Here is a 24,803-nt window from a genome sequence, read left to right on the forward strand (position 1 = left end):
ATGCCTTCCGCCAAGCACGCCGAACCGCCCATCAGCGCCCGCGTTCGCGACCAGGCGCTGGCCTGGTTGAGCCTGACCCAGTCCGGCGATATCAGCGAGGCCGAGCTGCAGCAATTGCAGCGCTGGCGCCAGAGCGACAGCGAGCACGAGCGCGCCTGGCAGCGCATGGCCCGGCTGCCGGGAATGCTGCACAATCACGCGCAGGTGCTGGACAACCCGGTGGCCCGCAGCGCCTTGCAGCACACCCGTTATGTCAGTGGCGACCGTCGCCAGGTGCTGAAATTGCTGTTCGGCGTCGGCGTGCTCGGCGCCGCGGCCTGGCGCGGCAAGGACAGCCACTGGGTTCAGGGTGAACTGGCCGACCTCAGCACCGCCACCGGCGAACGCTTGCAGCACACCCTGGCGGACGGCACCCGGTTGTGGCTGAACACCGGCAGCGCGGTGGACATCCGTTTCAGTGCCAATGAACGACTGATCGTACTGCGCTTCGGCGAGGTGGACATCCTCACCGGCAACGATCCCGCGCGCCGACCACTCCGGGTGCAGACCGCCGACGCGCTGTTGCAGCCACTGGGCACGCGCTTCTGCGTGCGCTGCGACGAGGCCGGCAGCGGCACGCGGCTGGCGGTGAGCAGTGGGCGGGTGGCAGTGTCGATTCCGGGACGCCCGGGGCAGCCGGTGGTCGAGGCCGGGACGCAGGCGCTCATCGATTCCCGCGGGGTGTCGCACGTACGGCCGGCGGACCCGGGCAGCACCGCGTGGATCGACGGCTTCATCGTTGCCGAGCGCATGCGTCTGGAGGATTTCGTCGCGCAACTGGCACGTTATCGTCGCGGCATCCTGCGCTGCGATCCGGCGGTGGCCGACCTGCAACTCACCGGCTCCTATCCGCTGGACGACCCGGAGCGGATCTTCTCGCTGCTCCAGGACAGCCTGCCGGTGAGCGTCCAGCGCCGCACTCGCTATTGGGTCACGGTGACGCCACGGCGGGTCGCCTAATTATTTTTTCGACGGGCTGGCAGATTTTTCGCGCTCGATTGGCTTAGGGGTAATCCCGCTGCTGACGCGGCCCCTTGACCCTCTCGGAAGTTGCTCATGACGTATCGCCTCCACCCGCTGGCCCGTGCCATTCACGACACCCGCACCTCGGCCTTGCCCCTCGCGCTCGCGGGCAGCCTGCTGCTCGGTTTCAACCTGACGGCGCAGGCCGACAGCACGGTGCAGGCGGCCAGCGCGGTGCGGGCGTTCAGCGTTGCCGCCGGCCCGCTGGACCAGGCGCTCAGCCAGTTCGGTCGGCAGGCGGCGATTCCGCTGTCCGCCGATGCGCGCCTGACCACCGGTAAAACCAGTGCAGGGCTGCAAGGCCAGTTCAGCGTGGAGCAGGGTTTTGCGCGGATCCTCGCCGGCACCGGCCTGAGCGTGGTGCAAAACGCCCAGGGCAACTACCTGCTGGTGCCCGCCGCCGACAGAAGCGACGCCCTGCAACTCGCGCCGACCAGCATCAACGGCCAGACCCTCGGCGTTAACACCGAGTACACCCGGTCCTACACCACTGGCGCGGTGACCATCGGCAAGAGCGAGCGCAGCCTCAAGGAAATCCCGCAGACGATCACGGTGCTCACCGCCCAACGCCTCAAGGACCAGAACATCACCACCCTCAACGACGTCTACAACAACGTCCAGGGCGTGGTCGCCTACGGTGCGTTGAACGGCGACAACCAGCCTTATGCCCGCGGCTTCGAAATCGACAACTTCCAGATCAACAGCATCCCGATTCCGGCCGGCAGCAGCACCGGCATCACCTCGCTGAACTGGACCGACCTGATCGCCTATGAGCGCGTGGAAGTGCTCAAGGGCTCGGCCGGCCTGTTCCAGGGCGCGGGCTCGCCGGGCGGCGCGATCAATCTGGTGCGCAAGCGCGCCGGGGCTGACTTCCAGCTCAACACCACGACCCAGGCCGGCACCTGGGACAACTATCGCCAGGAAGTGGACCTGCAGGGCGCGCTGAACGAAGAAAAGACCGTGCGCGGACGCCTGGCCACCGCCTATGGCTCGCGCCACTACTTCTACGACGAGGGCAAGAGCGAGCGGGCGTCGACCTACGGCGTGATCGAGTTCGACCTGACGCCCGACACCTTGCTCAGCGTCGGCTTCAACTACCAGAATGCCAACAACCACGCGACCATGGACTGGGGCCTGCCGAGCTACAGCAACGGCGCGAAGATCGACTTCAAGCGCTCCACCAACCTCAGCTCGCCGTCGGACTACAACGACGTCGAATCGACGCAGTTCTTCATCGAAGCCAAACATCAGATCAACGACGACTGGAAGGTCACCCTCGCCAGCAACTACACACGTCTCAACCTCGACGCGCTGTACAGCAACACCGGTGGCCTGATCGATCCGGCGGACAACTCCGGCGCCTACAACTGGGCCGAAGGGCGGGGCGAAAACAACTACCAGTACAACACCGACCTGTTTATCACCGGCAACTTCGACCTGATGGGCCGGCGCAGCGAAGTCATCCTGGGGAGCAACGTCTCCCACAGCAAACGGGTCGCGGCGCGCTACGACGTGACCTGGTACGACGGCGCCTTCGACTTCATTCCCGACATCACCCAGTTCCAACCGCCGAAATACGACACCACCGACAAATACCGCACCACCACCGCGACCCTCGATCAGCAGGGGGTGTACGGCTCGTTGCGGGTCAACGTGATCGACCCGCTGGACGTCATCGTCGGCGCCCGTGTGAGTTGGTGGGACTACGCCCAGGACCAGTTCAACGAACTCAATGGCCGCCACACCCTCACAGGTCAGCAGACCAACGCCAAAGTGGTGCCGTTCTATGGCCTGGTCTACGCGCTGACGCCTGAATGGTCGGCGTACACCAGCTACTCGGAAATCTTCACCCCGCAGCTCAGCTACGAAACCGCGGCCGGCAACCCGCTGGCGCCGCGCTCCGGCGAAAGCTACGAGCTGGGCCTCAAGGGCGAGTTGTATGACGGCGCGCTGAACACCGCCTTCGCCATCTTCCGCACCAACTACTCCGGCCGCGCCCAGACCGACCAGACCCAACCCGCCACCTGCCGTTGTTACGTCGCGGGCGGCAAAGTGCGTTCGGAAGGCTTCGAAGCGGAAATGTCGGGCAAGGTCCTGCCCGGCCTGGAACTGAGCGCCGGCTACACCTATAACCGCAGCAAATACGTGCGTAACCCTGACAACGTCGCGCTGGAAGGCACCGCCTTCCTGAGTGCCATGCCGGAACACATGCTGCGCCTGTGGGCCAACTACCAGTTGCAGGGCGACCTGTCGAAGTGGCAGATCGGCGCGGGCGGCAACATCCAGAGCGGCGTGTATGGCCGTTATATCGACAGCATCCCGGGCAAGGGCGTGAAGAACGAGACAGGTGGCTATGCCATCTACAACGCCCGGGTCGGCTATGACCTGAGCCAGAACGTCAACCTGTCGTTGAACCTGGAAAACCTCTTCGACCGCACCTACTACTCGCAGACCGGCACCGTCGAAAACAGCACCTACTTCGGCAACCCGCGCAACCTGATGTTCACCGTGCGCACGCGGTTCTGAGGTAACCCGGTCGGCATGCTTGTCAGATATCAGCCTGACTGCATGCCATCGACGCTCTTCAACATCGACGCCACCAGCGCCTGGCTCATTTCCAGCGACTGCTGGGTGGCCCAGACCAGGTCGCCGAATTGCTTGTCGACCAGTTCGCTGAGCTGGAGATTGGTTTCGGCGGCCGAGGTCAGTGATGCCGACAGATGCGCCAGCGCGTCGCGGAAGTCGGCGCCCGCGCAGACGGCGAAGAGCGGTGGGTGGCCGGCGGGGGAGCCGAATGGGGTGTGGATGGTGCAGAGGGCGGAGGTTTGGGGCGGATCGGGAACAAGCTTTTCCAGTCAGGAAACCGAGTAATGGCGACCAGACGCATGCCGAAAGTTTTCCAGCGCTCTCAAGATCGAGCGCCGCCCGCGCGGCGCTCGATCTTGAGAGCGCTGGAAAACTTCCGACATGCGCATGGTGGCCACTACTCGGTTTTTTGACTGGCACCTTCCAGCCACCAAATGACCGCGAGATGTGTAGATACCCATACAGCGATGAGGCCCGACCGAAACGACGCTGTCGCCTGGCCCGGCGCCATCGCCGGCAAGACCGGCTCCCACAGGCGATGTGCCGCGCAAGCGGACCATCCCGCTCACGCCCGCGTCAGCCGAATGATCTGCCGCGCACACCAGGCGCCGGTGAGGATGACGCCGAACAGGCGCAGGGTCTGCATCGCCAAAACCATGCCGACGTCGGCATGGGTTTCCACCGCGATAATGGCCATGGCGTCCAGCCCGCCGGGGCTCGTAGCCAGGTACATCGACAGGAAGTCGCTACCCACCGCCTTGGCCAGCAGCCAGGCACCCGCGGCGCACAGCAGGATCAGCGCCACCGCGCCGGCGATCATGGTCGGCAGGCGCTTCCACACGTAGCGCACGGTCTGGCGATCAAAGCGCAGGCCGATGTAGCAACCGATGGCGCCGTAGGCGAACGCCAGCACGCCGCTCGGCAGGGTGATCGTCAGTACACCGCCAAGCTGCAGCGCGGCGCCCAGCAGCAGCGGCATCAGCAACGCCCCCGCCGGCATCTTCGACCCCGCAGCCACCCCAAGCAGGATGACCGCGAGGCTGAGCAGCAGGTCGCCCCACTGGCTGGCGTCGACCACGTCCGGTGCGCTGGCGGCGGCGCCGGTGACTTCGTCGGCACCCAGCAGATGGCTGACCAGCGAGCCGATCATCACCACGCATACCACCCGCACGTATTGCATGGTCGCCACGACCCGGGCGTCGGCACCGTTGTCCTCGGCCATCGACACCATCGCCGACGCCGCGCCCGGCGCGGTGCCCCAGGCTGCGGTGCTGCCAGGGATGCCGCCAAAGCGCACGGTGCCGAGCCCGACCAGTGCGCTGAGCGCCACCGTCAGGAAGGTCGCGAACAGCATGACCTGCCACGACTGGCCGAGGGCGGCCAGAACCGACCAGCTCACCGAATGGGCCACCAGCAGGCCGACGCAGCCCTGGCCGAAGCGAAACACCTGGCGGTGCAGTTGCAGGCGCGCACCGGAGACGGCGAAGACAATCGCCACCAGCATGGGGCCGAGAAACAGACCGGCCGGCACCGAGAGCGCGTGCAGCGACTGGCCGGCAGCGCCCGCGCAGATGACAAGCGCGAGCCATTGAAGGACAGGGAAACGGTAAGGGCGAACAGCGAGAGGGGTTTGCAACGTCTGAATCCTCCGAGACAGAGGGGCCGCGCGAAGGAACGTGCGGCTGGCGGAGAAAATTATCGACGCCACGATTCATCAAGTCTATTTTCTACTTTTGATGAATCCATAACTGAAATTCATGAATCATGGACCTACGCGATCTCACTTACTTTGAAACCATCGCCGACTTGGGCCATCTCGGCCGGGCCGCGGAAAAGCTCAACCGCAGCCAGCCGGCGCTGAGCAAGAGCATCCAGCGCCTGGAAGAGTCCCTCGGCACCAAGCTGTTCCAGCGCGATGGCCGGCGAATCAAGCTGACGGACGTTGGCGAACTGCTGCTGGCCCGTGGCCGGGAGCTGCAACGCAGCATCGCCGAGACCGAGCGCGAGGTCCGCGATTTTGCCAGCGGCCTGGTGGGCACCCTGCGCCTGGGCTGCGCCGCGAGCATGGCCGAGCACCTGCTGCCGCAACTCACCGCCTCGTTGCTGGAGCGTGCGCCGGAGCTGACCCTGACCCTGTCCATCGCCCAGGACGATGTGCTCAAGGCGTCACTGCGGGCCGGGCAACTGGACGCGATCATCCGCCCGCTGATCGTCAATGATCCGGACTTCGAGACCTGGCCCATTCTCGAAGACGAGGCGGTGGTGGTGGCCAGCGTCGATCACCCGGTGTTCTCCGGCCCGATCACCCTCAAGGACCTGTGCCAGTACCGTTGGGTACTGGCCGGGCCGACGGTGACCGCGCGGCGCTGGATCGACAACGCCTTCACCTCCAACCAGCTACCGCCGCCGGTGGTGCAGGTGGAGACCAATTCCATTTCGCTGCTGCCGCGCCTGATCGCCCAGACCCGGCTGCTCAGCTTCGCCGCGCGAGAAACCCTGGAGCATGGCCACGGCACCGCCTGGCTGCGGGAAGTGCCGCTGGCGCAAACCACCATGCGCCGCACCGTGGCGGTCTCGGTGCGGGCCGGGGCTTACCTGCCGCCCGCCGCCGAGGCGATGGTGGCGCTGCTCAAGGAAAACGGGCGCAGGTTTTTTCGCGGAGAGTGAACGGCCTCAGTACTTCCAGTTCACCGCCAGCTCCAGGCTCCGCGGTTCACCCAGGTAGTACTGGGTGTTGCTCTGGTGGATGAAGCGGGCGTAGACCTCGTCGGTGAGGTTGCGCACGCGGGCGCTGACTTGGGTGTGTTGGTCCAGGTCGTGGCTGACGAACAGTCCGTACACCGTATAGGACGGCACCCACATCGTGTTCGCGGTGTTGGCGTACACCGACGACACGTAGCGCGCATCCGCGCCGGTCTGCCAGCCCGGCGCGACGTCCCAGGTCAGCCACAGGTTCGCCACGCGGTCGGGGATGTTGACCGGGTTCTTGCCTTTGCGCGAATACAGCACGCCGCCGATGGTTTCGTTGAATTCGTCGTACTCGGCCCGCACCCAGGCGAAGTTGCCCGCCGCCAGCAAGGTCGGGGTGACCTTGAACGACGCTGCCAGTTCGAGGCCGGTGGAGGTCTGTTGGCCCGCCTGATCGGTGGTGTTGGGCACGGTGGACGAGGGCACCGAAATGTTCTTGCGCACGATGCGATACGCCGCCGCCGTAGCGCTGCCGCGACCGTCGGCAAAGTCGAACTTGCTGCCCACTTCGACCTGCCGGCCAGTGCTCAGGTCAAGGTCGCCGACCTGGGCGATGGAGGCGCCGGTCAGGCTGCCGCCCGGTGGTTCGGCGGAGGTGCTGTATTGGCTGTAGAGGCTGATGTCTTCGTTGATGTCGTAAACCAGGCCGAGGCGGCCGGTCACGGCATCCCAGCGGCGGTCGAGATTGGTCCGGGCCACATGGTCCACCACCTCGAAGTCGATATGGTCGTAGCGCAGCGCGGTGACCAGGGCGAGGCGGTCGGTCAGGCGCGTGCGGTTCTCGACGAAGGCTGACGAGGTGTCGGTCCCGGTGCTGCGGCCCTTGCTGCGCGGAGCGTCCATGCCGGGGATGTCGAGGAAGTGGTCGGGGTCGAAGTTGCCCGGCGTCACCGTGTCGAAGGCGCCCTTGGACAGCGGGTAGTTGGTCTGCTGGTTGCGGTTGTAGTCGAGGCCGAAGGCCCAGTCGCTGGTCAGACCGAACAGTTCGCTGGCGTGGGTCAGCTCGATACGGTCGCCGTTGACTTCCTGGTCGTGGCGCTGGCGGTAGCCGCCGGAACGCAGGATCTGGCGGTTGTCGTCGCTGTAGCGGTAGGTCTCCAGGTTGCGGTAATCGCGCTGGCCGTTGTAGTGGTAGAAGGTGTTGCGCAGTTGGGTGGTGTCGTTGAAGCGGTAGTCGGTGATCGAGCGCAGCCAGCGGGTGCGCTGCTCGTAGCGACCGTCCTCGACGTTGTAGTTGGCGAAGCGGTCGTGCTTGTCGATATGCAGCGTGCCGCCGAGTGGCCGCAGCACCGGCGCGCCCCAGTACGGGCTGTCTTCTTGTTCTTCCAGGTACTCGATCGCCAGGGTGTGGGAGAGCTGGTCGTTGATGTCGCTGAGCAGCGAGAAGGCCAGGTTGCCGGCACCGTTTTCCTGGCGGTCGATGTAGCCGTTGCTGGCGGTCCGGCTGTAGTCCAGGCGCGCGTAGTGGCGTGGTCCGTCGCCGTCGTTCAGCGCCTTGTTGACGCCGATGGCGGTTTCCCAGGTGTCGTAGCGGCCGTAGCTGACGCGGCCTTCGAAACTGTCTTCATCGCGGCTGGCCAGGCGGGTGATGAAGTTCAGGCTGCCGCCCACCGCGCCGCTGCCGTTGAGGAAGGACGACGGGCCGCCCAGCAGCTCGACGCGGTCGTAGATCCAGGCCCCGACCGGTCTGCCGGCGGCGCCGTATTGCAGGTTGATGCCGTTGAACAACTGGCCGATCTGCGCGCCGTTGAAGCCCCGATAGGAGACGAATCCGCCCCAGCCGGGCGGCGCCGAGGCGTTGACGCCGGGCAGCGCGTTGGCGGCGTCCTGGAAGTTGCGCGCGCCGATGCGTTCCAGGGTCTTGCGGTCGGCGACGCTGACCGACGCGGGATTCTCGCGGGCGCTCAGGTTCAGGCGCGAGCCGCTGGCGATGGGCGTATCCAGGTCGAGGCGGGTGCCTTCGCGAGGTTCGTCGGCGTCGGCGGTGATGGTGCTGGCGGGCAGGGTCAGGCTGTCGCCCTGCGCCCACGCGCAGGTTGCGCTGCTGATCAGCAGCGCCAAGGTGGTCAGGCGAAACATAGGGTGCTTCCTGGCTTGTCTTCGATAGGCCGCGGCGGGCGGGCACAGGGCGGCCCGCCGTACGCGGCGATGTCAGTGCGAAGTCAGCAGGGCGGGGGAGGCGCGAGGGTTTATCAGCGGCCAGCGATAACGCGGTGAACGGGAAATATCCAGCACCGGCAGCGGCCGGACCGCTTCACCGGCCAGCAGCCCGAGCAGGCCGAAGAACGCGGCGAGGATGATCGCGCTGAACAGGCTGGTCACGGCGCAGCCGGTGTCGCCGGTCATGCTCATGGGCAAGCCGCCGGCATCATCGAGGTTGGTGTGCACGCCGTGGTCATTGCTGACCGAACAGAACGCGCCATCGAGGCCACTGAGCTGCAACCCGGCCATCTGCCCGTGGCCGATCGCGCACAGCACGGAGCTGAGCAGCACGCTGAAATACAGCGCCCAGGCGATAAGCGATTTGTGGGGACGGGCCAGGGTCATTGCGGCGGTGGCGCTCAGGGCAGGAAATGAAGGGCGCGGCAATCATACCGATTTTGCGTTATCTGAACAGAGGGTCAGCGCACAAGGCCCGCCTCCCGCCACTCCTTCGGTGACACCCCGTAGAACTCGCGAAACACACGGCTGAAATGCGACAGGTCGTTGAAGCCCCAACTGAAGGCCAGTTCGGAGATGCGTGCACCGGCATTGAGCGGGTGAGTCAGTTCGGCACCGCAGCGCTCCAGGCGCCGCCGCAGCACATAGCGCATCAGCGAGCTGCCCTCGCGTTCGAACAACTTGCCGATGTAGCGGCTCGACAGGCCATTGGCCTGGGCGACCTGCTGGGCGTTGAGGCCGGGGTCGCGCAGGTGGTCGTTGATGTACAGCTTGATCCGCGTCAGGGTCAGCGCCTGCGAGCGCGAGTGCTCCGGGTCCATGACCTGCAGGTTGCCCAGGGTCAGGGCAATCAGGTGGGTGGCCGACTCCGACAGCCGCGCCATTTCGGTAGGGGTGAACTGGCCGATCTGGGTCGACAGGGTTTCCAGGAAGGCGCGCAGCACCCGGCCCATGGGCGTGTCCAGCGACACCCGGGTGGCGGTGCGCGATTCCATGTCCACCACCATCTGGTTGAGGCTCGCTCGCGGCACGCTGATGATGATCTGCCGCCAGTCGCTGTCGAACGTCAGGTGGTGGGGGCGGGTGGCGTCGTAGATGGAAAATTCGCCGGGGCCGATCCGCGCGCGGCTGCCGCCTTGCTCCAGGCATTCGTGGCCTTCGAGCATGAGCACGGCGAAGTATTTGTCCTCGTCGCGGCAGCGCGGTTGCAGGTGGCGACGGTTGACCGCCTGCGCGGCGGCGCCGACGTCGCTGACCCGCAGCAGCTCGCACTTCTGCGAGCGCACCTTGCCGTAGAAGGCTGGATTGGGCAGGGCGCCGATTTCCACGTCGGCGAACAGCCGCAGGATCATCTCGCGCCAGTAGTCCACCCGGTCGTTGAAGCTGTTGCTCAGTGTCGCCAGCTCGATGCTGTCGCTCGCCCAGTTGGCGGGCGACGGAATGCCCGCGCAGAAATCGTTGACCATCGTCGACGCACCCCTGTTATCGAATTTGTTCTCAGGATGAATCCTCAGCCCGCCGCGGTCCGGTCCTCGGTGGCGCTCATCGCGACGAACCGCCGCGAAGGAGCTGCAGGTTCATTCATACACCCGCAAACCCCCTCCCGCCAGCGCATCGGACGCAAGGGCCGACCAAGCACAGTTTTTGTTCCGTTTCAGCCAAGAACCACGGCGCCCGGGCTCTCATCCTTGAGTCACCGGCGGCGGGGAGGTTCGCCGGACCTGTCTCCGTGCAGGAATCTGGCCAGGACAGCCGGTCATTCGAATGCCCCAAAGAGGGCCCCTGACTCAAGGCAAACAACATGAAAAGAACAAGCCTTTCGTTTTGCGAACTGAAACACTCCGTGATCTGTGGCCTGGTGCTGATTGGCGTGTCGTTTTCCAGCATGGCGGTGGAGGTGGCGCCCGGCGACTACGAGCAGTACCCGGCAGGCGCCACCATCGGCGCGATCTACTACCAGCACGCGACCACCGACGCCTTGCGCGCCGACGGCCATTCGGCCAGCTCCGACTTCAACCTCACCTCCGATATCGGCATCCTGCGTTTGCTTCACGTCGTTCAGGTCAACGACAAGGTCACCATCGATCCGCAATTCCTGTTGCCCTTCGGCCATGTCGCCGGCAGTGCCGACGCCTCGGCGCTGGGCAGCACCAGCGGCGTCGGCGACCTGATCCTCACCGCGCCGATCAAGCTGCTGCTCAACAGCGCCCGCGACACCCTCAGCGCCAACGCCTACCTCTACGTGCCCAGCGGCAGCTACGACAAAAACGACGCGCTCAACCTCGGCGAGAACCGCTGGAAGGTGGATTTCCAGGGCGCCTACATCAAGCACTTCGGCGACAAGTGGGCGCTGGACGTGATCGGCGATGCCATCTGGTACGGCGACAACGACGCCTACGGCCCGACCTCCGCGACCCTCAAGCAGAAAGTCTCCTACGCCGCGCAACTGATGGGCCGCTACATGCCCGACCCGGCCACCGCGCTGGCGGTGGGCGTCGGCCAGCTCTGGGGCGGCGAAACCCGCGTCGATGACGTTGACCAGGACAACCGCCAGCGCACCACCAACCTGCGCTTCACCGCGACCCGCTTCTTCACCCCCAAGGACCAGTTGCAACTGCAACTGGGCCGCGACCTCGTGGTGGAAAACGGGCCGCGCGAAGACTTCCGCCTGAACCTGCGCTACGCCCACATCTTCTAGGGCGCCCGATTTCCGCTGCCACACACCGACAACTAGAAATGAGGTCAGCCTGATGGAATCCGCAATCGACAAGCACCTGATGTGTCCGCGCCTGCGCCCGCGCCGCATCGACGATGACTACACCCCCCCGTTCCCGGCCTGGGTCGGCCGGGCCGACGCCGAGGTCAGCCAATACGTGATGGCCTACCTTGGCGTGCAGGGCAAGGGCGAAAGCCAGTTGGGCGCGGTCTGCGCCGCGCTGCGCCAGATCGTCCAGCACTTCGGCCTGGACAACGCCCCGCGGCACTACGACATGGCCCACTACGTCGATGCCGCCGGCTACGACAACATGATCGCCATCGCCTATTGGGACGACCCGGCGACCTTCCAGCGCTGGGAGACGGACGAGCGCGTCGCCGGCTGGTGGAACGCTGCGCAGCGCGAGCAGGACGGCCTGGGCTACTTCCGCGAAATCGCCAGCCCCGGCGTCGAACGCTTCGAAACCCTGTATGCCATGCCCGTCGGCATGGAGGGCGTGGGCCTGGCGATGGGCACCCGCAGCGGCGAAATCCAGGAGCACGGCTACTGGGGCTCGATGCGCGACCGCGTGCCGCTGTCGCAGACCGACGCCATGCAGCCCAGCGGTGACCTCCAGGCCAGCCGCGCACCGGCGCGGGTCAAGGTCGGCGGGCATGAAAACCTGGTGATCATCCGCTCCGGCCAGGACTGGAGCGAAACCGTGGAGGAGGAACGCGGCCTCTACCTTGGCGAGATGGAGCCGGTGCTGCGCGCCGGCATGGACTTCCTGCGTGACGAAGGTTTGCCGGTGGGCTGCTACAGCAACCGCTACATGCAGCACATCGACGCCCGTGGCCAGCGCGAGGAAAAGAGTTTTTCCGTCAGCCATTGGCGCTCCATGTCGCACCTGGAGCGCTGGTCCGAATCGCACCCGACCCATATCGAGATTTTCGGCACTTTCATGCGCATGGTTCAGCGCCTGCAGGGCGAGCTGAAGTGGAAGGGCTATCACGAAGTGAGCGTGCTGCGCGCCGCCGACCAGCACTACGAATACATCAACTGCCACCCTGGCACCGGCCTGTTGCGCGGCGTCTGAGCGCATCGAAGGAGAACCGCATGAACAAGCACAACAGCGCCGTGGCAGCGTCCGCGGCTGATCGCGCCTTTGCCCTGAAGCAGGCCCTGGAAGAACAGGGCCTGTTGCCCGAAAGCTACGTCGAGCAATTCACCGAGGTGATGGAAAACGATTTCGACCCGGCCAACGGCGCCCGCGTGGTGGCTCGCGCCTGGGTCGATCCGGCCTACCGCGAGCTGCTGCTGCGCGACGGCACCGCCGCCTGCGCGCAGTTCGGCTACACCGGGGTGCAGGGCGAGTACATCGTCGCCCTGGAAAATACCCCGACGCTGCAGAACGTCATCGTCTGCACCCTCTGTTCGTGCACCGCCTGGCCGGTGCTCGGGCTGCCGCCGGACTGGTACAAGAGCTTCGAATACCGCGCCCGGGTAGTGCGCGAGTCGCGCAGCGTGCTGCGGGAAATGGGCCTGGACCTACCGCACGAAGTGGCGATCCGGGTCTGGGACACCAGCGCCGAAACCCGCTACATGGTCCTGCCGTTTCGCCCCGAAGGCACCGAAGGCTGGAGCGAAGAACAGCTCGCCCGCCTGGTGACCAAGGACGTGCTGATCGGCATCGCCCGGCCCGAGGTCGGTGTGCTGGCCGACCACGGCAAGGGAGGGCAGTGAAATGGACGGCATTCATGACCTGGGCGGCGTGCAGGGCTTCGGCCCGGTGGCGCACACCGCCAATTCACTGAGCTACAAGCCGGTGTTCCACGAAGACTGGGAGCACCTCGGCTACAGCCTGCTGTTCCTCGGCGCCGGTGAGCTGGGGCTGTTCAATGTCGATGAACTGCGCCATGCCATCGAGCGCATGGAGCCGCGGCAGTACCTGACGTCCAGCTACTACGACCGGATCGTGGTCGGCACCGCCTCGCTGTTCGTCGAGAAGGGCGCGTTGCAGCAGCAGCGCCTGGAGCAACTGGCGGGCGGCCGTTACCCGTTGGCCCTGCCGCTCGGGCCGGGACGCGAAGCGCAGCCGCCGCGCGAGCCTTTCGAGGTGGGCGACGAGGTGCGGGTGCGCGACGAATTCGTCAGCGGCCATATCCGCATGCCCGGTTATGTGCGCGGCAAACGCGGCGTGGTGCTGCACCGCACCACCCACGCCTGGCCGTTCCCGGATGCGGTGGGCCACGGCCAGCCGAGCCCGAACGAGCCGACCTACCACGTTCTGTTCACCACCCGGGAGCTGTGGGGCGATGCCGCCGATGACGGCACGGTGGTGGTCGATCTGTTCGGCGGCTACCTGCTCCAGGCCTGACGGACAGTTTTGGTGTGGCGAGTCCCCGCATGGACGTTCAGCCCCTCGCCGCACCGTTTTTCTTCTTTTCAGCGAGATACCCGCATGGCCATTCGCAGACCCGATCCGACCGAACTCGATGAGATTGCCGCCGACTTCGGCATCACCCTCACGCCCGCGCAACTGGCGGGCTATCACGCCGCGTTGCAGGCCAACTTCGACGCCTACGACCAGCTCGAGGCGTTGCCTGACTATCTTCCCGCGGTGCGTTATCCGCGCCAGGACGTTCATCAACCCGCGGCCGCCGATAACCCGCTGGGGGCCTGGCAATGCAAGGCGCTGATCCGCGGCCAGGGCGCCGGGCCGCTGGCCGGCAAGCGGGTGGCGATCAAGGACAACATTGCCGTGGCCGGCCTGCCGATGCTCAACGGCACTTTCACCCTCGACGGCTACACGCCGGAAGTGGATGCCACGGTGGTCACCCGCCTGCTCGACGCCGGGGCTACCATCGCCGGCAAGGCGGTCTGCGAAGCGCTGTGCTTCTCAGGCGGCTCGCACACCTCGGCCAGCGGCCCGGTGCACAACCCGCGCCGCCATGGCTACTCGGCGGGCGGCTCGTCTTCCGGCTCCGCTGCGCTGGTGGCGGCGGGTGAAGTCGAGATGGCAGTGGGCAGCGACCAGGGCGGTTCGGTGCGGATTCCCGCGGCGTACTGCGGCGTCTGCGGCATGAAACCGACCCACGGCCTGGTGCCCTATACCGGCGCCATGCCGATCGAAAGCACCCTCGACCACCTCGGGCCGATCACCGCCACTGTGCGTGACAACGCGCTGATGCTCGACGTGCTGGCGGGTGTCGATGGCCTGGACCCGCGGCAGGCGCTCGTCGGCGCTACCGGTGGCTATGTCGAGGCGCTGAGCCTTGGTGTGGCGGGCCTGCGTATCGGCGTACTGCGCGAAGGCTTTGGCCAGGCCAATTCCGAGGCGGTGGTGGACGAGGCGGTGCGGGAGGCGGCGCAGGTGTTGCGTCGGCTGGGCGCCAGCGTTGCGGAGGTGTCGTTGCCGATGCATGCGCAGGGGCCGGCGATCTGGCTGGCGATCGCCGCCGAGGGCGCCACGCAGCAAATGATGAAAGGCAACAGCCATGGCTTCAACTGGCGCGGGCTGTACCTCAACGGCATGATCGGGCACCACGCCAGTTGGCGCGAGCGCGCCGACGAATTACCGGACACGGTGAAAACCACGATGATTCTCGGCGAATACATCAACCGGCAGTACCAGGGCCGCTTGTACGGCAAGGCGCAGAACCTGGCGCGTGCGCTGCGCGCGGCCTATGACGAACTGTTCGAGGATTTCGACCTGCTGCTGATGCCGACACTGCCCCTGCGCGCCACGCCACTGCCGGGGCCGGACGCCGGGCTGGAAGATACGCTGGGGCGGGCGTTCGAGATGCTGGGCAACACCTGCGGCTTCGATGCCACCGGGCACCCGGCGATATCGATTCCGTGCGGCGAAAGTGACGGCTTGCCCATCGGCCTGCAACTGGTGGGACGGTACTTTGGCGAGCGGGAGATCTATCGGGCGGCTTATGCGTTTGAGCAGGGCCTCGGCTTGGGTGAGTAGCTGGGTTTGAGGGCTTCATCGCCGGCAAGCCGGGTCCCACAGGTCCGGTGGGAGATGGCTTGCCAGCGATGAGGCCCTCAAATATCACAACAGACTCAACGGATACTCCACGATCACCCGGGTCTCATCCAGATCCGATTCGAACTGCGTCGCCCGGGTCGTCGCCTGGCGCACACGCAGCGACAGGTCCTTCAGCGACCCGCTCTGCACCACGTATTTCACCTCGATATCCCGCTCCCAGCGCTTCTGGTCTGTCAGCGGGTTGCCGTTGGCGTCGCGGCGCATGTAGGTGGTGTTGGCATTCGAGTAGTCGGCGTCGGTGCCCTTGCCATAACGGGTCATGAAGCTCAGGCCCGGTACGCCATACGACGCCATGTCGAGGTCGTAGCGCAGCATCCACGAACGCTCCCCAGGCGAGTTGAAGTCGCTGTACTGGATCGAGTTGTCGAGGTAGATGGAGTCCGACTGGCGCAGGTAGTCGAAGTCGTCATCGCCGTTGTTGCGCTGGTGGGTCAGTGCGACGGTGTGGGCGCCGAAGCGCAGGCCCAGCTTGCCGCTCCAGATGTCGTTGGTGAACTCGCCGAGCAGTTGCTTGCCTTCGTCCACCGCGCGGTAGTAGTTGAAGCCCGCCAGCAACGTGAAGTCGTTGCTGAGCGGATAGCTGACGGAGGTGCCGAGGTAGTGCTGGTTCCAGGCGTCTTTCAGGCGGCTGGTGTACAGACTGACGCTGGCGTGCTCGGTCAGTTGGTAGTCGCCACCGACGTAGCCGACCCACGGCGCGTTGACCGGCCCACCATAGAAGGTCACGAAGTTGTCACGCAGGTTGCTCGACACCGGCTGGCTCATGGCGTGCAGCCGGCCGCCCTGCAGGGTCAGGCCGTCGAGGCTGGTGTTGGCCAGCGTCACCCCGCGGAAGGATTCCGGCAGCAGGCGCGAGTCGCCGTAGGACACCACGGGCGTGGTCGGGAACACGTCGCCGACCTTGATTATCGTGTCGAACGCCCGGGCTTTCAGCGCGCCGCCGACCTTGCTGTAGTCGTCCCGGGCATTGCCGTCGCTATCCACTGGCAGCACGTCGAACGAGCTGCGCGCACCGTTGCGGCCGCCGCCGGTATCGAGTTTCAGGCCGAGCATGGCGAAGGCATCGACGCCGACGCCCACGGTGCCCTGGGTGAAGCCCGATTCGAAACGGGCAATGATCGCGTGCGCCCACGCCTCGGAATAGCCGGCGCCGCCGGGGGCCTGCGCGCCGTTGCGGTCGTCGCGGTTGAAGTAGAAGTTGCGGTTCAGCAGCGTCAACTGGCTGCCTTCGACAAAGCCTTGCGGTTCGTCGGTTTGCGCGGCACCGACCACGCTGCTGAAACCCGCGGCGGCCGTAAAGGCCGCCAGGGAAAACCGGGTACGTCTGTTCATGATTGCTCCGTAGTCCTGGCAGTTTTTATTGTTGGGATGGCACGGTCGGTTGTTATTGATCGAGTGACCGCGCGGCATCATGGCCGGGGGAAACTAACGGGGAGGTGAGGGGGGTATTACGATTCTGAAAGGTGGGTGATTCCGCGTGCGGCCGGCAGGGGGATCGCCATGCAAATTGTCGAAGCGCGGCTAACATCACTTGGCCAGCGCTCACTGGCCCCATAAAAAGCACGCCTGATCAGGGAGGATCGTCCATGAGCCTGTTACTCGGCCCGATAGTGCATTTCCAAGGCATTCACGCCGGAAAATACTGCGTTTCGGCGCTTCTGGTCGTCGACAAGGGCGACCCGGTCCCGGTCCCGAAATTGGCGAACTGCACTCAGGTCGATGTGCTCTGCATCGCCTCGATACCCTTCGACAAGCCGACCAAGGATGTCTGGCGTATCCAGGTCACCGCGACGCAGGGCAATGCCCCGCTGCAGTGCACCCTTGAGGCCAGCGGCGGTAGCGCAAGCTTTTTCGTGCCCCGCAAGGGCGAGTCACCGCGCATCGCCTACGGGTCGTGCAATGGATTCTCCGCGGACAAGTACCGCAAGAAGGTCATCGACCGCCCGAACGAGCGTTGGCTCGATATGCACACGCGGCACCAGATTCCGGAGAAGGAATTCCACCTGCTGGTGATGGGCGGGGATCAGGTCTACACCGACTCGTTGATGGTGCTGGACGGCCCGATGAAGGAGTGGTCCGACCTTGGGCACAAGGCGCAGGTCAAAGCGCCCTGGAACAAGAGACTCGAAGCCCAGGTGGACAAGTTCCTGGCGGATTTGTACGTGTCGCGATGGAGTCAGGAGGGCATCAGGCAGATCCTCCATTCGATCCCCTACATCGCCATGTGGGATGACCATGACATCACTGATGGCTGGGGCTCTCATCCCCAGGACCTGCACGAGAGTCCGGTCTATCAGAATCTTTTCAGGCTGGCGTCCCGGTATTACCGCCTTTTTCAGCAGCATCTGGGGAGTGGCGCAAATCACCCCGGCGCGTTGCCGATCATCCCTGGCAAGCCAGCGCCTGCCCAGGGCTTCAGCCTGGTGTATGGCGGCCTCGGCGAACTGGCGATCCTGGTGCCGGACCTGCGCAGCGAACGGCATCCCGACTTGCACAGCAGCACCGGCTTCCAGCCCACGCAGATCGCCTCCGAAGCGACTTGGGATTCCATCTTCGCCTGGCTCGACGGGCTGGCGAAGAACCGGCCCAGGCATTTGCTGGTGTGCACCAGCCTGCCGGTGGCCTACCTCGATCTGAATGCCGCCGAAGTGGCCCTGAATGCTTTGCCGGGAACCTGGGAACTGGAAGACGACCTGCGAGACCACTGGCGCAGCAAACCTCACCGCGATGAGCGACAGCGGCTGATCAAGCGCCTGCTCAACTTCTCCGCGCTGGGCACCCGGGTCACGATTATTTCCGGCGATGTGCACGTCGCCGCGGCTGCGGTGATCGAATCCAGCCTGCCACAGCACGGCAACGGTGCCGGGGTGATTTTCCAGTTGGTCTCGACCGGCATCGTCCATACACCGCCGCCGGCAGTGGCGGTGTACTTCATGGAAAAATTCGGCGCTGGCCAGGAAACCATCGAATACGGCGTCAGCGCCCGGATGCTGCCGATCGGCTTCAAGGGGCATTACCTGGTGCCGGAACGCAACTGGCTAAGCCTGATCCCGGACTCGAAGCACCGTATCTGGGCCAACTGGCATGTCGAGGGGCATGAACACCTGTTGACCCAGGTGATCGATCCGGTAGGCCCTTGAAAAAATCATTATCGTGACTTGGACCCATCGCCGGGCACTGTGGCAATACGTCTGGCGGGTAACGATTGTAAAAAGTTGAAATAAGAATGATTCGCTATTAATGTGCCCGCGTTCGCCACGCCAACCCGTGGCGTTTTCCTGCTGCGGGGTTTGGCATGTCGCTACATGAAGCGGATTCGATCGTTCCTTTCGAGGTGCTCTATGGCACTCACCACGGCTGGCTGAATGGCTGGCTGCGGCGTTCGGTCGGGTGTTCGCAGCAGGCGGCGGACCTCGCCCAGGACACCTTCGTGCGCCTGTTGGTGCGCGGTCAGCCGGTCAGTGACCGGGCGCCGCGGGCCTTGCTGGCGCGTATCGCCCGCGGGCTGGTGATCGACCACTGGCGCCGCGACGCGCTGGAACGCGCGTATCTCGAAGCCCTGGCGCAGTTGCCGGAAGCCAGCCATCCCGCGCCGGACGTGCGCCATGAAGCCTTGCAATGCCTTGAGCGCATCGCCCGTCTGCTGGATGGCCTGAAGCCTGTGGTGCGCGAGGCCTTTCTGCTGTACCAGCTCGGCGGCCTGACCCACGACCAGGTTGCGCGGCAACTGGGCGTCTCCAGCCGCACGGTCGAGCGCCATGTCGCCAGCGCCCTGTGGCACTGCTATCAGGTGTGCTTCGAGGACGCGTCATGAGCGCGTCCGGTCAGCCAGTTCCGCAAGCCATCGTGCACAAGGCCATCGAGTGGCAGATGCGCCTGCGCGGCAATGCCGGCAATACTGAATTGAACGAGCAGTTGCAGGACTGGCTGCGCCGCGATCCCCGGCACCAACTGGCCTGGCAACGCCTGCAGCAGATGGCCGGGCTGTTCCAGGCCAGCCAGTTGCCCGACGCCGGGCAGACCATCCCGCTGCTGCGCCGCGCCGAAGCCGACGTCGGCCGTCGCCGCACGTTGAAGCTGCTTGGCCTGCTGGTCGGCGGTACGGCGCTGGTGGCGGTCAGTTCGCCTCCGGGCTGGCGCGCCGACTACGCGACCTTCACGGGCGAGCGTCGCCGGGTCGGCCTGGGCAACGGCGCCGAGGTCCTGCTCAACACCGACAGTTCGGCCGACGTGCAGGGCGGCGAACTGCTGCTGCGTTCCGGCGAGGTGCTGGTGGAAGGTGCGCACTGGCGCGCACGTTGCCGCTTTGCCCAGTGCACCGGGCAGGAGGCGCGGGTGCTGTTGCGCGAGCGCGACGGCTACAGCGAGATCCGCGTCGACCGTGGCGAGGTCCAGGTCTCCGCCGCCGCCGGGCAACGCCTGTTGCGCGCGGGCGAGGGGCTAGGCGTCTCGGCGACCAGCATGACCGCGCTGGACAAGGGCGCCTTCGACCCGTTCGCCTGGACCCGCGGCCTGCTGGTGGTCAGCGACATCCGCCTGGCCGACTTCCTCGCCGAAGCCGGGCGCTATCGCCAGGGTTGGCTGGGCTGTGACGCGGCGGTGGCGGACCTGCGCCTGTCCGGGGTGTTTCGCCTGGACGAGCCAGCGTCGATGCTGGACAACATCACCCATTTGCTGCCGGTGAAGGTGGTCGAACGCACCCGCTGGTGGGTGCGCGTGGTCGCGGTTTAAAAAATCGAAAAATTTCTGTCGGACTTCAAGGACTCGTCCGGTTAGGGAAGATCACTCCCTCATTTGGACTCCGTCATGCGTTCTGCCCGACCCCAGCCATTGCCGTTCCAGCCCCGTCATCTGCCCCGCGCCGTGTGCCTGGCGATCGCCCTGGGCGGCGGCGTCGCCAGCCTGCCCGTGCTGGCGCAAACCGCGGCGCCGGCCACGGTCGCCCCGGCCATCGCGGCCGGTCCGCTGGGCGCGGCGTTGAGTACCTTTGCCGAGCGGGCGGGGATTATCCTGTCGTACTCGCCGCAAGACGTGCGCGGCCTCAACACCGCCGGCCTGGCGCAAGGCGGCTCGCTGGAAGACGGCCTGGCGACCCTGCTCAAAGGCAGCGGCCTGGTCGCCCACAAGACCGCTTCCGGCTATGTGGTGCTGCGCGATGCCGATGCCAGCCTGCAACTGGCGCCCACCAGCATCGAGACCACCGCGCTGCAAAGTGCCTTTGCCCCGGTGCCGGGCTACTTCGCCAGCAATGCCAGCAGCGCCACCAAGAGCGACCGGCCGATCCTCGAAACCGCCCAGAGCATCAGCGTGGTCACCGCCGAGCAGATCGCCGACCGCAAGGTCAACAAGGTCGAGGACGCCGTGGCCTACGCCGCCGGTGTGCGGGTTGGCAGTTCGGGCCTGGACCCGCGTTTCGACAACATCCAGGTGCGCGGCTTCGAGACCACCATTGCCGCCGACTTCCTCGACGGCCTGCGCCAGCCGGGCAGCGGCTGGCTGTCGTTGTATTCCACCGAGGCGTACAACCTTGAGCGCATCGAAGTGCTCAAGGGCCCGGCCTCGGTGCTGTACGGGCAGATCAGCCCCGGCGGCATGGTCAACCGGGTGAGCAAGCGGCCGAGCCTGCTGGCCAAGAACGAGGTGCAGGTGCAGGGTGGCAATTACGGTCACGAGCAAGGCCAGTTCGACATCGGCGGCAAGCTCGACGAGGCGGGCGATGTGCTGTTCCGCACCGTTGGCCTGTACCGCGATTCCGGCTACTCGGTCGAGCAGATGGACAACCAGTCGCGCCTGCTGGCGCCGTCGTTGAGCTGGCAGATCGATCCCGACACCAGCCTGACCCTGCTGGCGCAGTACCAGGAACGCCAGACCGCCGCCTCGCCGATGCTCTATCAGGAGGGCGATCACCTCACCAACTTCTGGCAGGGCGACGAGTACTACGACAAGCTCCACCAGCGGCAGTGGACCTTCGGCTACGAGTTCGAGCACGCCTTCAACGAAACCTTCAGCCTCCAGCAGAACCTGCGCTACGGCGAGGTCGGCACCACCAACCAGTACTTGCAACCCACCGGCTCCAGTGACGGCCACACCCTCGACCGCTATGCGGTGGGGCTCTACGAAGACATGCGCTCGGTGACCACCGACACCCGGCTGGTCAGCCGCTTCGCCACCGGCGACGTGCAGCACACCCTGATCAGCGGCGTGGATTACGCCTGGCTGGACACTTCGCTGCTGTACGCCTGGGGCGCGGCGCCGAGCATCGACCGCTGGGCGCCGGACTATCACCAGCCGGTGACCCGCCCGACCGACGCGCTCGCCGACCAGGACGGCATCGAGCAGCGCAGCGGCCTCTACCTGCAAGACCAGATCGAAGTGGACCGCTGGCGCCTGTCCGCCGGCCTGCGCCGCGATTGGGTGCATGTGCGCCGCGACGACAACCTGACCGGTATCAACAGCAAGACCAGCGACTCGGCCACCACCTGGCAGGCGGGCGTGCTCTACCTGTTCGACAACGGTCTGGCGCCTTACGCCAGCTACGCGCAGTCGTTCCTGCCGGTGACCGGCAACAACGCCAGCGGCCAGCCCTACAAGCCCACCGAAGGCGAGCAGTACGAAATCGGCTTGAAATACCAGCCGCCGGGCAGCAGCACGTTGCTGACCGGGTCGCTCTATCACCTGACCCAGACCAACGTGCAGACCCGCGATCTGCTCAATCCGTTGAACAACGTGCAGACCGGCGAGCAAGTTTCCCGTGGCCTGGAGCTGGAAGCCGTGTCTGACCTCGGCGAGCACCTGCGCATGACCGCCAGCTACAGCTTCAACGACGCCGAAGTCACCCGCGGCAACAACGGCGACCAGGGCAAGGTGCCGAAAAACGTGCCGCGCCATCTCGCGTCGCTGTGGTTGGACTACAAGCTGCCGTTCGGCCTGGGTCTCTCCGGCGGCGTGCGCTACACCGGCAGCACCTACGGCGACCCGAGCAACGAAGTGAAGAACGAGGCCTACACCCTGGTCGACGCCGGCATTCATTACGACTTCGGCGGCGGCCTGGACGGTGTGCGCCTGGGCGTCAACGCGCGCAACCTGTTCGACGAGCGCTTCATCAACTGCCAGGACGGTTACTGCTACCGCGGTGAAGCGCGCAGCGTGGTCACCAGCCTGAGCTACCGCTGGTAAGGGGAGGGAAGCGCATGTTCAAGTCAATTCTGAAAATGGCCGGCGCCTGTTTGCTGGCCGCCGCCTCGTTGGCCAAGGCCGACCCGGTGACGCTGGACGGCACCGAGCAATGGCTGATGAAGAGTGCCGAAGGCCGCGAGTACCGGATCATGATCAGCCTGCCGGAAGGCGAGGTGCCCTGGACCGGCGGCTATCCGGTGATCTATCTGCTCGACGGCAACGCCTATTTCCCGGCGTTCCATGCCGCCAAGCGGGCGCAGGATCGCTTGCGCGGGGCGATTCTGGTGGGCATCGGCTATCCGAGCGATACGCCGCTGGACTTCGTCCGTCGCGCCTACGACCTGTCGCCGCCAGCCCCGGCGGAGCGCAACGAGCCGCCGCAGGGTGGCCAGGACGTGTTCCTCGACTTCATCGAAAAGCGCCTGATGCCCAAGGTCAACGAGCGCTTCAAGGTGGACCAGGACCAACGCAGTCTGGTCGGGCATTCGTTCGGCGGGATGTTCGGCATTTACACGCTGTTCACCCGTCCGGCGCTGTTCCAGCACTACGTCGCCATCAGCCCGAGCCTGTGGTGGCAGGATCGCTACCTGCTGGCCCACGAGCGGGCGTTCACCCGCCAGGCCCACGCCGGCAAGCTGGACCTGATCCACCGCAGCCTGACCCTGATCGCCGGCGACCGGGAAATGCCGCAGGAAATCCAGGATGTCCGCTCGCTGCAACTGCGTCTGGAAAACCTCTCGCAGTACGGCCTGCGCAGCGATTTCCAGATCGAGGCGGGCGAGGACCATGCGGCGATTCCGTTTCGCGTGCCGAACCGGGTGCTGGACGAGTTGATGAGTACGCGGCGCTACTGACGGCGCTCAGTCACCCTCCAGCCGGCGAAATACCAGGACCGACGCCAGGCAGATCAGGCTCATCGCCAACAACGTGAGCTGAATATCACCGGCGCTGGGCTGGGCGTGACCGCCGAGCATCTGGATCAGACCGAGCAGCATGGCGGCCACGCAGACCGCCAGGCTCATGCTGATCTGCACGCTGGTGGCCGACAGGGTGGCGGCGCTGCTGGAGCGTTCGGCGGGGATATCGGCGTAGGTCAGGGCGCCCATCGCCGTCATCTGCAACGACCGCGACAGCCCGCCGGCGAACAGCATCAGCATCACCAGCAACGGCGCGGTGTCGGCGCTCAACAGCGCGCAAGCCGCCATCGACAGGCTGGCCAGCAGGGTGTTGTAGACCAGCAGGCGGCGAAAGCCGAAACGCCGCGCCAGCGGCACCGAAATGAACTTGATCAGCAGCGCGCCGGCGCCACCGGCAAAGGTCATCAAGCCCGCCTCCAACGCACTCAGCCCATAGCCGACCTGAAACAGCAGCACCAGCAGGAACGGCAGCGCCGCAGCGCCCAGGCGGAACAGAAAACCGCCGTTCAGCACCAGGCCGAAGGTAGCGATGCGCAGCAGCGACAGGTCGAGCAGCGGCGCTTTGGCGCGCCGCGCATGGCGCACGTAAAGGCCGGCGAACAGCACGCCGATCGCCAATAGCAGGCACGACCAGGTGCGGTTCAGCGAACCGTGGCCAAGGGTTTCGAAGGCCAGCACCAGGCAGGCCAGGGCCGGGCTGCCGAGCAGGAAACCGCGCAGGTCGAGGGTCTGGCTGGCTTGTCCCGGATAGTTCGGCACATGGCGCAGCACCAGATAAATCCCCAGCAGGCCGATGGGCAGGTTGAGCAGGAAGATCCAGTGCCACGACAGCCAGGTCACCAGCATGCCGCCCAGTGGCGGCCCGAACACCGGGCCGAGCAGGGCGGGCATGGTCAGGTAGGCCATGGCCCGCAGCAGATCGCCTTTGCTCGACCAGCGCAGCAGGATCACCTGGCCCACCGGCACCATCAGCGCGCCGGCCATGCCCTGGAAGAACCGCGCCAGCGCCAGTTGCCACAGGGCATTGGAGGCGGCGCAGGCCAGCGAACTCAGAACGAACAACAGGATCGAGGCGATAAATACCCGCCGCGGCCCGAGCCGTTCGGCCAGCCAGCCGCTGAGCGGGATGAACATCGCCACCGCCAGCAGGTACAGGGTGACCACCAGGTTCATGCGCACGCTGGGCTCGCCGAAGTCCGCCGCGAGTTGCGGCAGCGCGGTGAGCACGGCAGTGGAATCGAGCAGTTCCATGAACAGCGCGCAGCCGATGATCATCGGCACCTTGCGCTGGAAGGTGCCCTCGGGTGTGGCGTCGTTGCCCGGTGGTGGGGCAGGGTCAGCTTGCCGTTCGGTGTGTGTCGGTTGGGCGATGCTGTTCAGGGCGGACTTCCATGCAAGAGGG

19 protein-coding genes are annotated in these 24,803 nt (G+C 65.8%); 13 read left to right on the forward strand and 6 right to left on the reverse strand.

The features are described 5' to 3' along the window. Complete coding sequence (locus CKW37_RS16290; RefSeq protein ID WP_095156727.1) at positions 1–999, forward strand: FecR domain-containing protein; 999 nt, start codon at positions 1–3, stop codon at positions 997–999. Positions 1,000–1,095: 96 nt separating this feature from the next. Then, entirely contained in the window at positions 1,096–3,588 is a 2,493-nt protein-coding gene (locus CKW37_RS16295; RefSeq protein WP_095156728.1) for a TonB-dependent receptor, read from the forward strand. 625 nt (positions 3,589–4,213) lie between these two features. Here CKW37_RS16295 and CKW37_RS16305 read toward each other — a convergent pair. Continuing rightward, positions 4,214–5,284 carry an AbrB family transcriptional regulator gene (locus tag CKW37_RS16305; RefSeq protein WP_095156729.1) on the reverse strand — a complete coding sequence of 357 codons (1,071 nt, stop codon included), beginning with the start codon at positions 5,282–5,284 and terminating at the stop codon, positions 4,214–4,216. Positions 5,285–5,412: 128 nt separating this feature from the next. On the opposite strand from CKW37_RS16305, the gene CKW37_RS16310 reads away from it, so the two are divergent. Next, positions 5,413–6,315 (forward strand): LysR family transcriptional regulator, encoded by a 903-nt coding sequence (locus CKW37_RS16310; protein ID WP_095156730.1) that lies wholly within the window; start codon positions 5,413–5,415, stop codon positions 6,313–6,315. Positions 6,316–6,321: 6 nt separating this feature from the next. On the opposite strand, the gene CKW37_RS16315 is transcribed toward CKW37_RS16310, so the two are convergent. The 3 genes from CKW37_RS16315 to CKW37_RS16325 all read right to left on the reverse strand — a co-directional run bounded on the left by CKW37_RS16315 (position 6,322) and on the right by CKW37_RS16325 (position 10,022). Continuing rightward, complete coding sequence (locus CKW37_RS16315; protein ID WP_095156731.1) at positions 6,322–8,475, reverse strand: TonB-dependent siderophore receptor; 2,154 nt, start codon at positions 8,473–8,475, stop codon at positions 6,322–6,324. A 72-nt stretch (positions 8,476–8,547) separates the two neighbouring features. Further along, positions 8,548–8,943: a DUF2946 family protein gene (locus CKW37_RS16320; RefSeq protein ID WP_095156732.1), complete on the reverse strand. Its 396-nt coding sequence runs from the start codon at positions 8,941–8,943 to the stop codon at positions 8,548–8,550. A gap of 74 nt (positions 8,944–9,017) precedes the next feature. Continuing rightward, complete coding sequence (locus tag CKW37_RS16325; RefSeq protein ID WP_256587782.1) at positions 9,018–10,022, reverse strand: helix-turn-helix domain-containing protein; 1,005 nt, start codon at positions 10,020–10,022, stop codon at positions 9,018–9,020. Between the two features lie 419 nt (positions 10,023–10,441). On the opposite strand from CKW37_RS16325, the gene CKW37_RS16330 reads away from it, so the two are divergent. From CKW37_RS16330 to CKW37_RS16350, 5 genes are all read left to right on the forward strand, one after another. Then, positions 10,442–11,254, forward strand: coding sequence for a transporter (locus tag CKW37_RS16330; RefSeq protein WP_256587789.1), 813 nt, complete (start codon positions 10,442–10,444; stop codon positions 11,252–11,254). 52 nt (positions 11,255–11,306) lie between these two features. After that, positions 11,307–12,347, forward strand: a complete 1,041-nt coding sequence (locus CKW37_RS16335) for a phenylacetaldoxime dehydratase family protein (protein ID WP_095156734.1) — start codon at positions 11,307–11,309, stop codon at positions 12,345–12,347. A 20-nt stretch (positions 12,348–12,367) separates the two neighbouring features. Further along, entirely contained in the window at positions 12,368–12,994 is a 627-nt protein-coding gene (gene nthA / locus CKW37_RS16340; protein ID WP_095156735.1) for a nitrile hydratase subunit alpha, read from the forward strand. 1 nt (position 12,995) lies between these two features. After that, the gene (locus CKW37_RS16345; protein WP_095156736.1) at positions 12,996–13,628 is read left to right on the forward strand and encodes an SH3-like domain-containing protein; all 633 of its coding nucleotides are present in this window, start codon (positions 12,996–12,998) and stop codon (positions 13,626–13,628) included. 84 nt (positions 13,629–13,712) lie between these two features. Next, positions 13,713–15,227 (forward strand): amidase, encoded by a 1,515-nt coding sequence (locus tag CKW37_RS16350; RefSeq protein WP_095156737.1) that lies wholly within the window; start codon positions 13,713–13,715, stop codon positions 15,225–15,227. An 84-nt stretch (positions 15,228–15,311) separates the two neighbouring features. Here the strand turns inward: CKW37_RS16350 and CKW37_RS16355 are convergent, their stop codons facing one another. Beyond that, positions 15,312–16,640, reverse strand: a complete 1,329-nt coding sequence (locus CKW37_RS16355; RefSeq protein ID WP_095156738.1) for an OprD family porin — start codon at positions 16,638–16,640, stop codon at positions 15,312–15,314. A 254-nt stretch (positions 16,641–16,894) separates the two neighbouring features. On the opposite strand from CKW37_RS16355, the gene CKW37_RS16360 reads away from it, so the two are divergent. The 5 genes from CKW37_RS16360 to CKW37_RS16380 all read left to right on the forward strand — a co-directional run bounded on the left by CKW37_RS16360 (position 16,895) and on the right by CKW37_RS16380 (position 23,338). Next, on the forward strand, positions 16,895–18,448 hold the full coding sequence (locus CKW37_RS16360; RefSeq protein WP_095156739.1) for an alkaline phosphatase D family protein: 1,554 nt from the start codon (positions 16,895–16,897) through the stop codon (positions 18,446–18,448). A 155-nt stretch (positions 18,449–18,603) separates the two neighbouring features. Further along, positions 18,604–19,122: a sigma-70 family RNA polymerase sigma factor gene (locus tag CKW37_RS16365; protein ID WP_095156740.1), complete on the forward strand. Its 519-nt coding sequence runs from the start codon at positions 18,604–18,606 to the stop codon at positions 19,120–19,122. Further along, positions 19,119–20,039, forward strand: a complete 921-nt coding sequence (locus CKW37_RS16370; RefSeq protein WP_095156741.1) for a DUF4880 domain-containing protein — start codon at positions 19,119–19,121, stop codon at positions 20,037–20,039. Before CKW37_RS16365 ends, CKW37_RS16370 begins: the two co-directional genes overlap by 4 nt. 75 nt (positions 20,040–20,114) lie before the next feature. Beyond that, entirely contained in the window at positions 20,115–22,484 is a 2,370-nt protein-coding gene (locus tag CKW37_RS16375; protein WP_095156742.1) for a TonB-dependent siderophore receptor, read from the forward strand. A 14-nt stretch (positions 22,485–22,498) separates the two neighbouring features. After that, positions 22,499–23,338: an alpha/beta hydrolase gene (locus CKW37_RS16380; RefSeq protein ID WP_256587783.1), complete on the forward strand. Its 840-nt coding sequence runs from the start codon at positions 22,499–22,501 to the stop codon at positions 23,336–23,338. Between the two features lie 6 nt (positions 23,339–23,344). On the opposite strand, the gene CKW37_RS16385 is transcribed toward CKW37_RS16380, so the two are convergent. Next, positions 23,345–24,676 (reverse strand): MFS transporter, encoded by a 1,332-nt coding sequence (locus CKW37_RS16385; RefSeq protein ID WP_095156743.1) that lies wholly within the window; start codon positions 24,674–24,676, stop codon positions 23,345–23,347. Positions 24,677–24,803: the final 127 nt, after the last annotated feature.

This window comes from Pseudomonas sp. Irchel 3E13, assembly GCF_900187455.1.
Lineage (GTDB): Bacteria > Pseudomonadota > Gammaproteobacteria > Pseudomonadales > Pseudomonadaceae > Aquipseudomonas.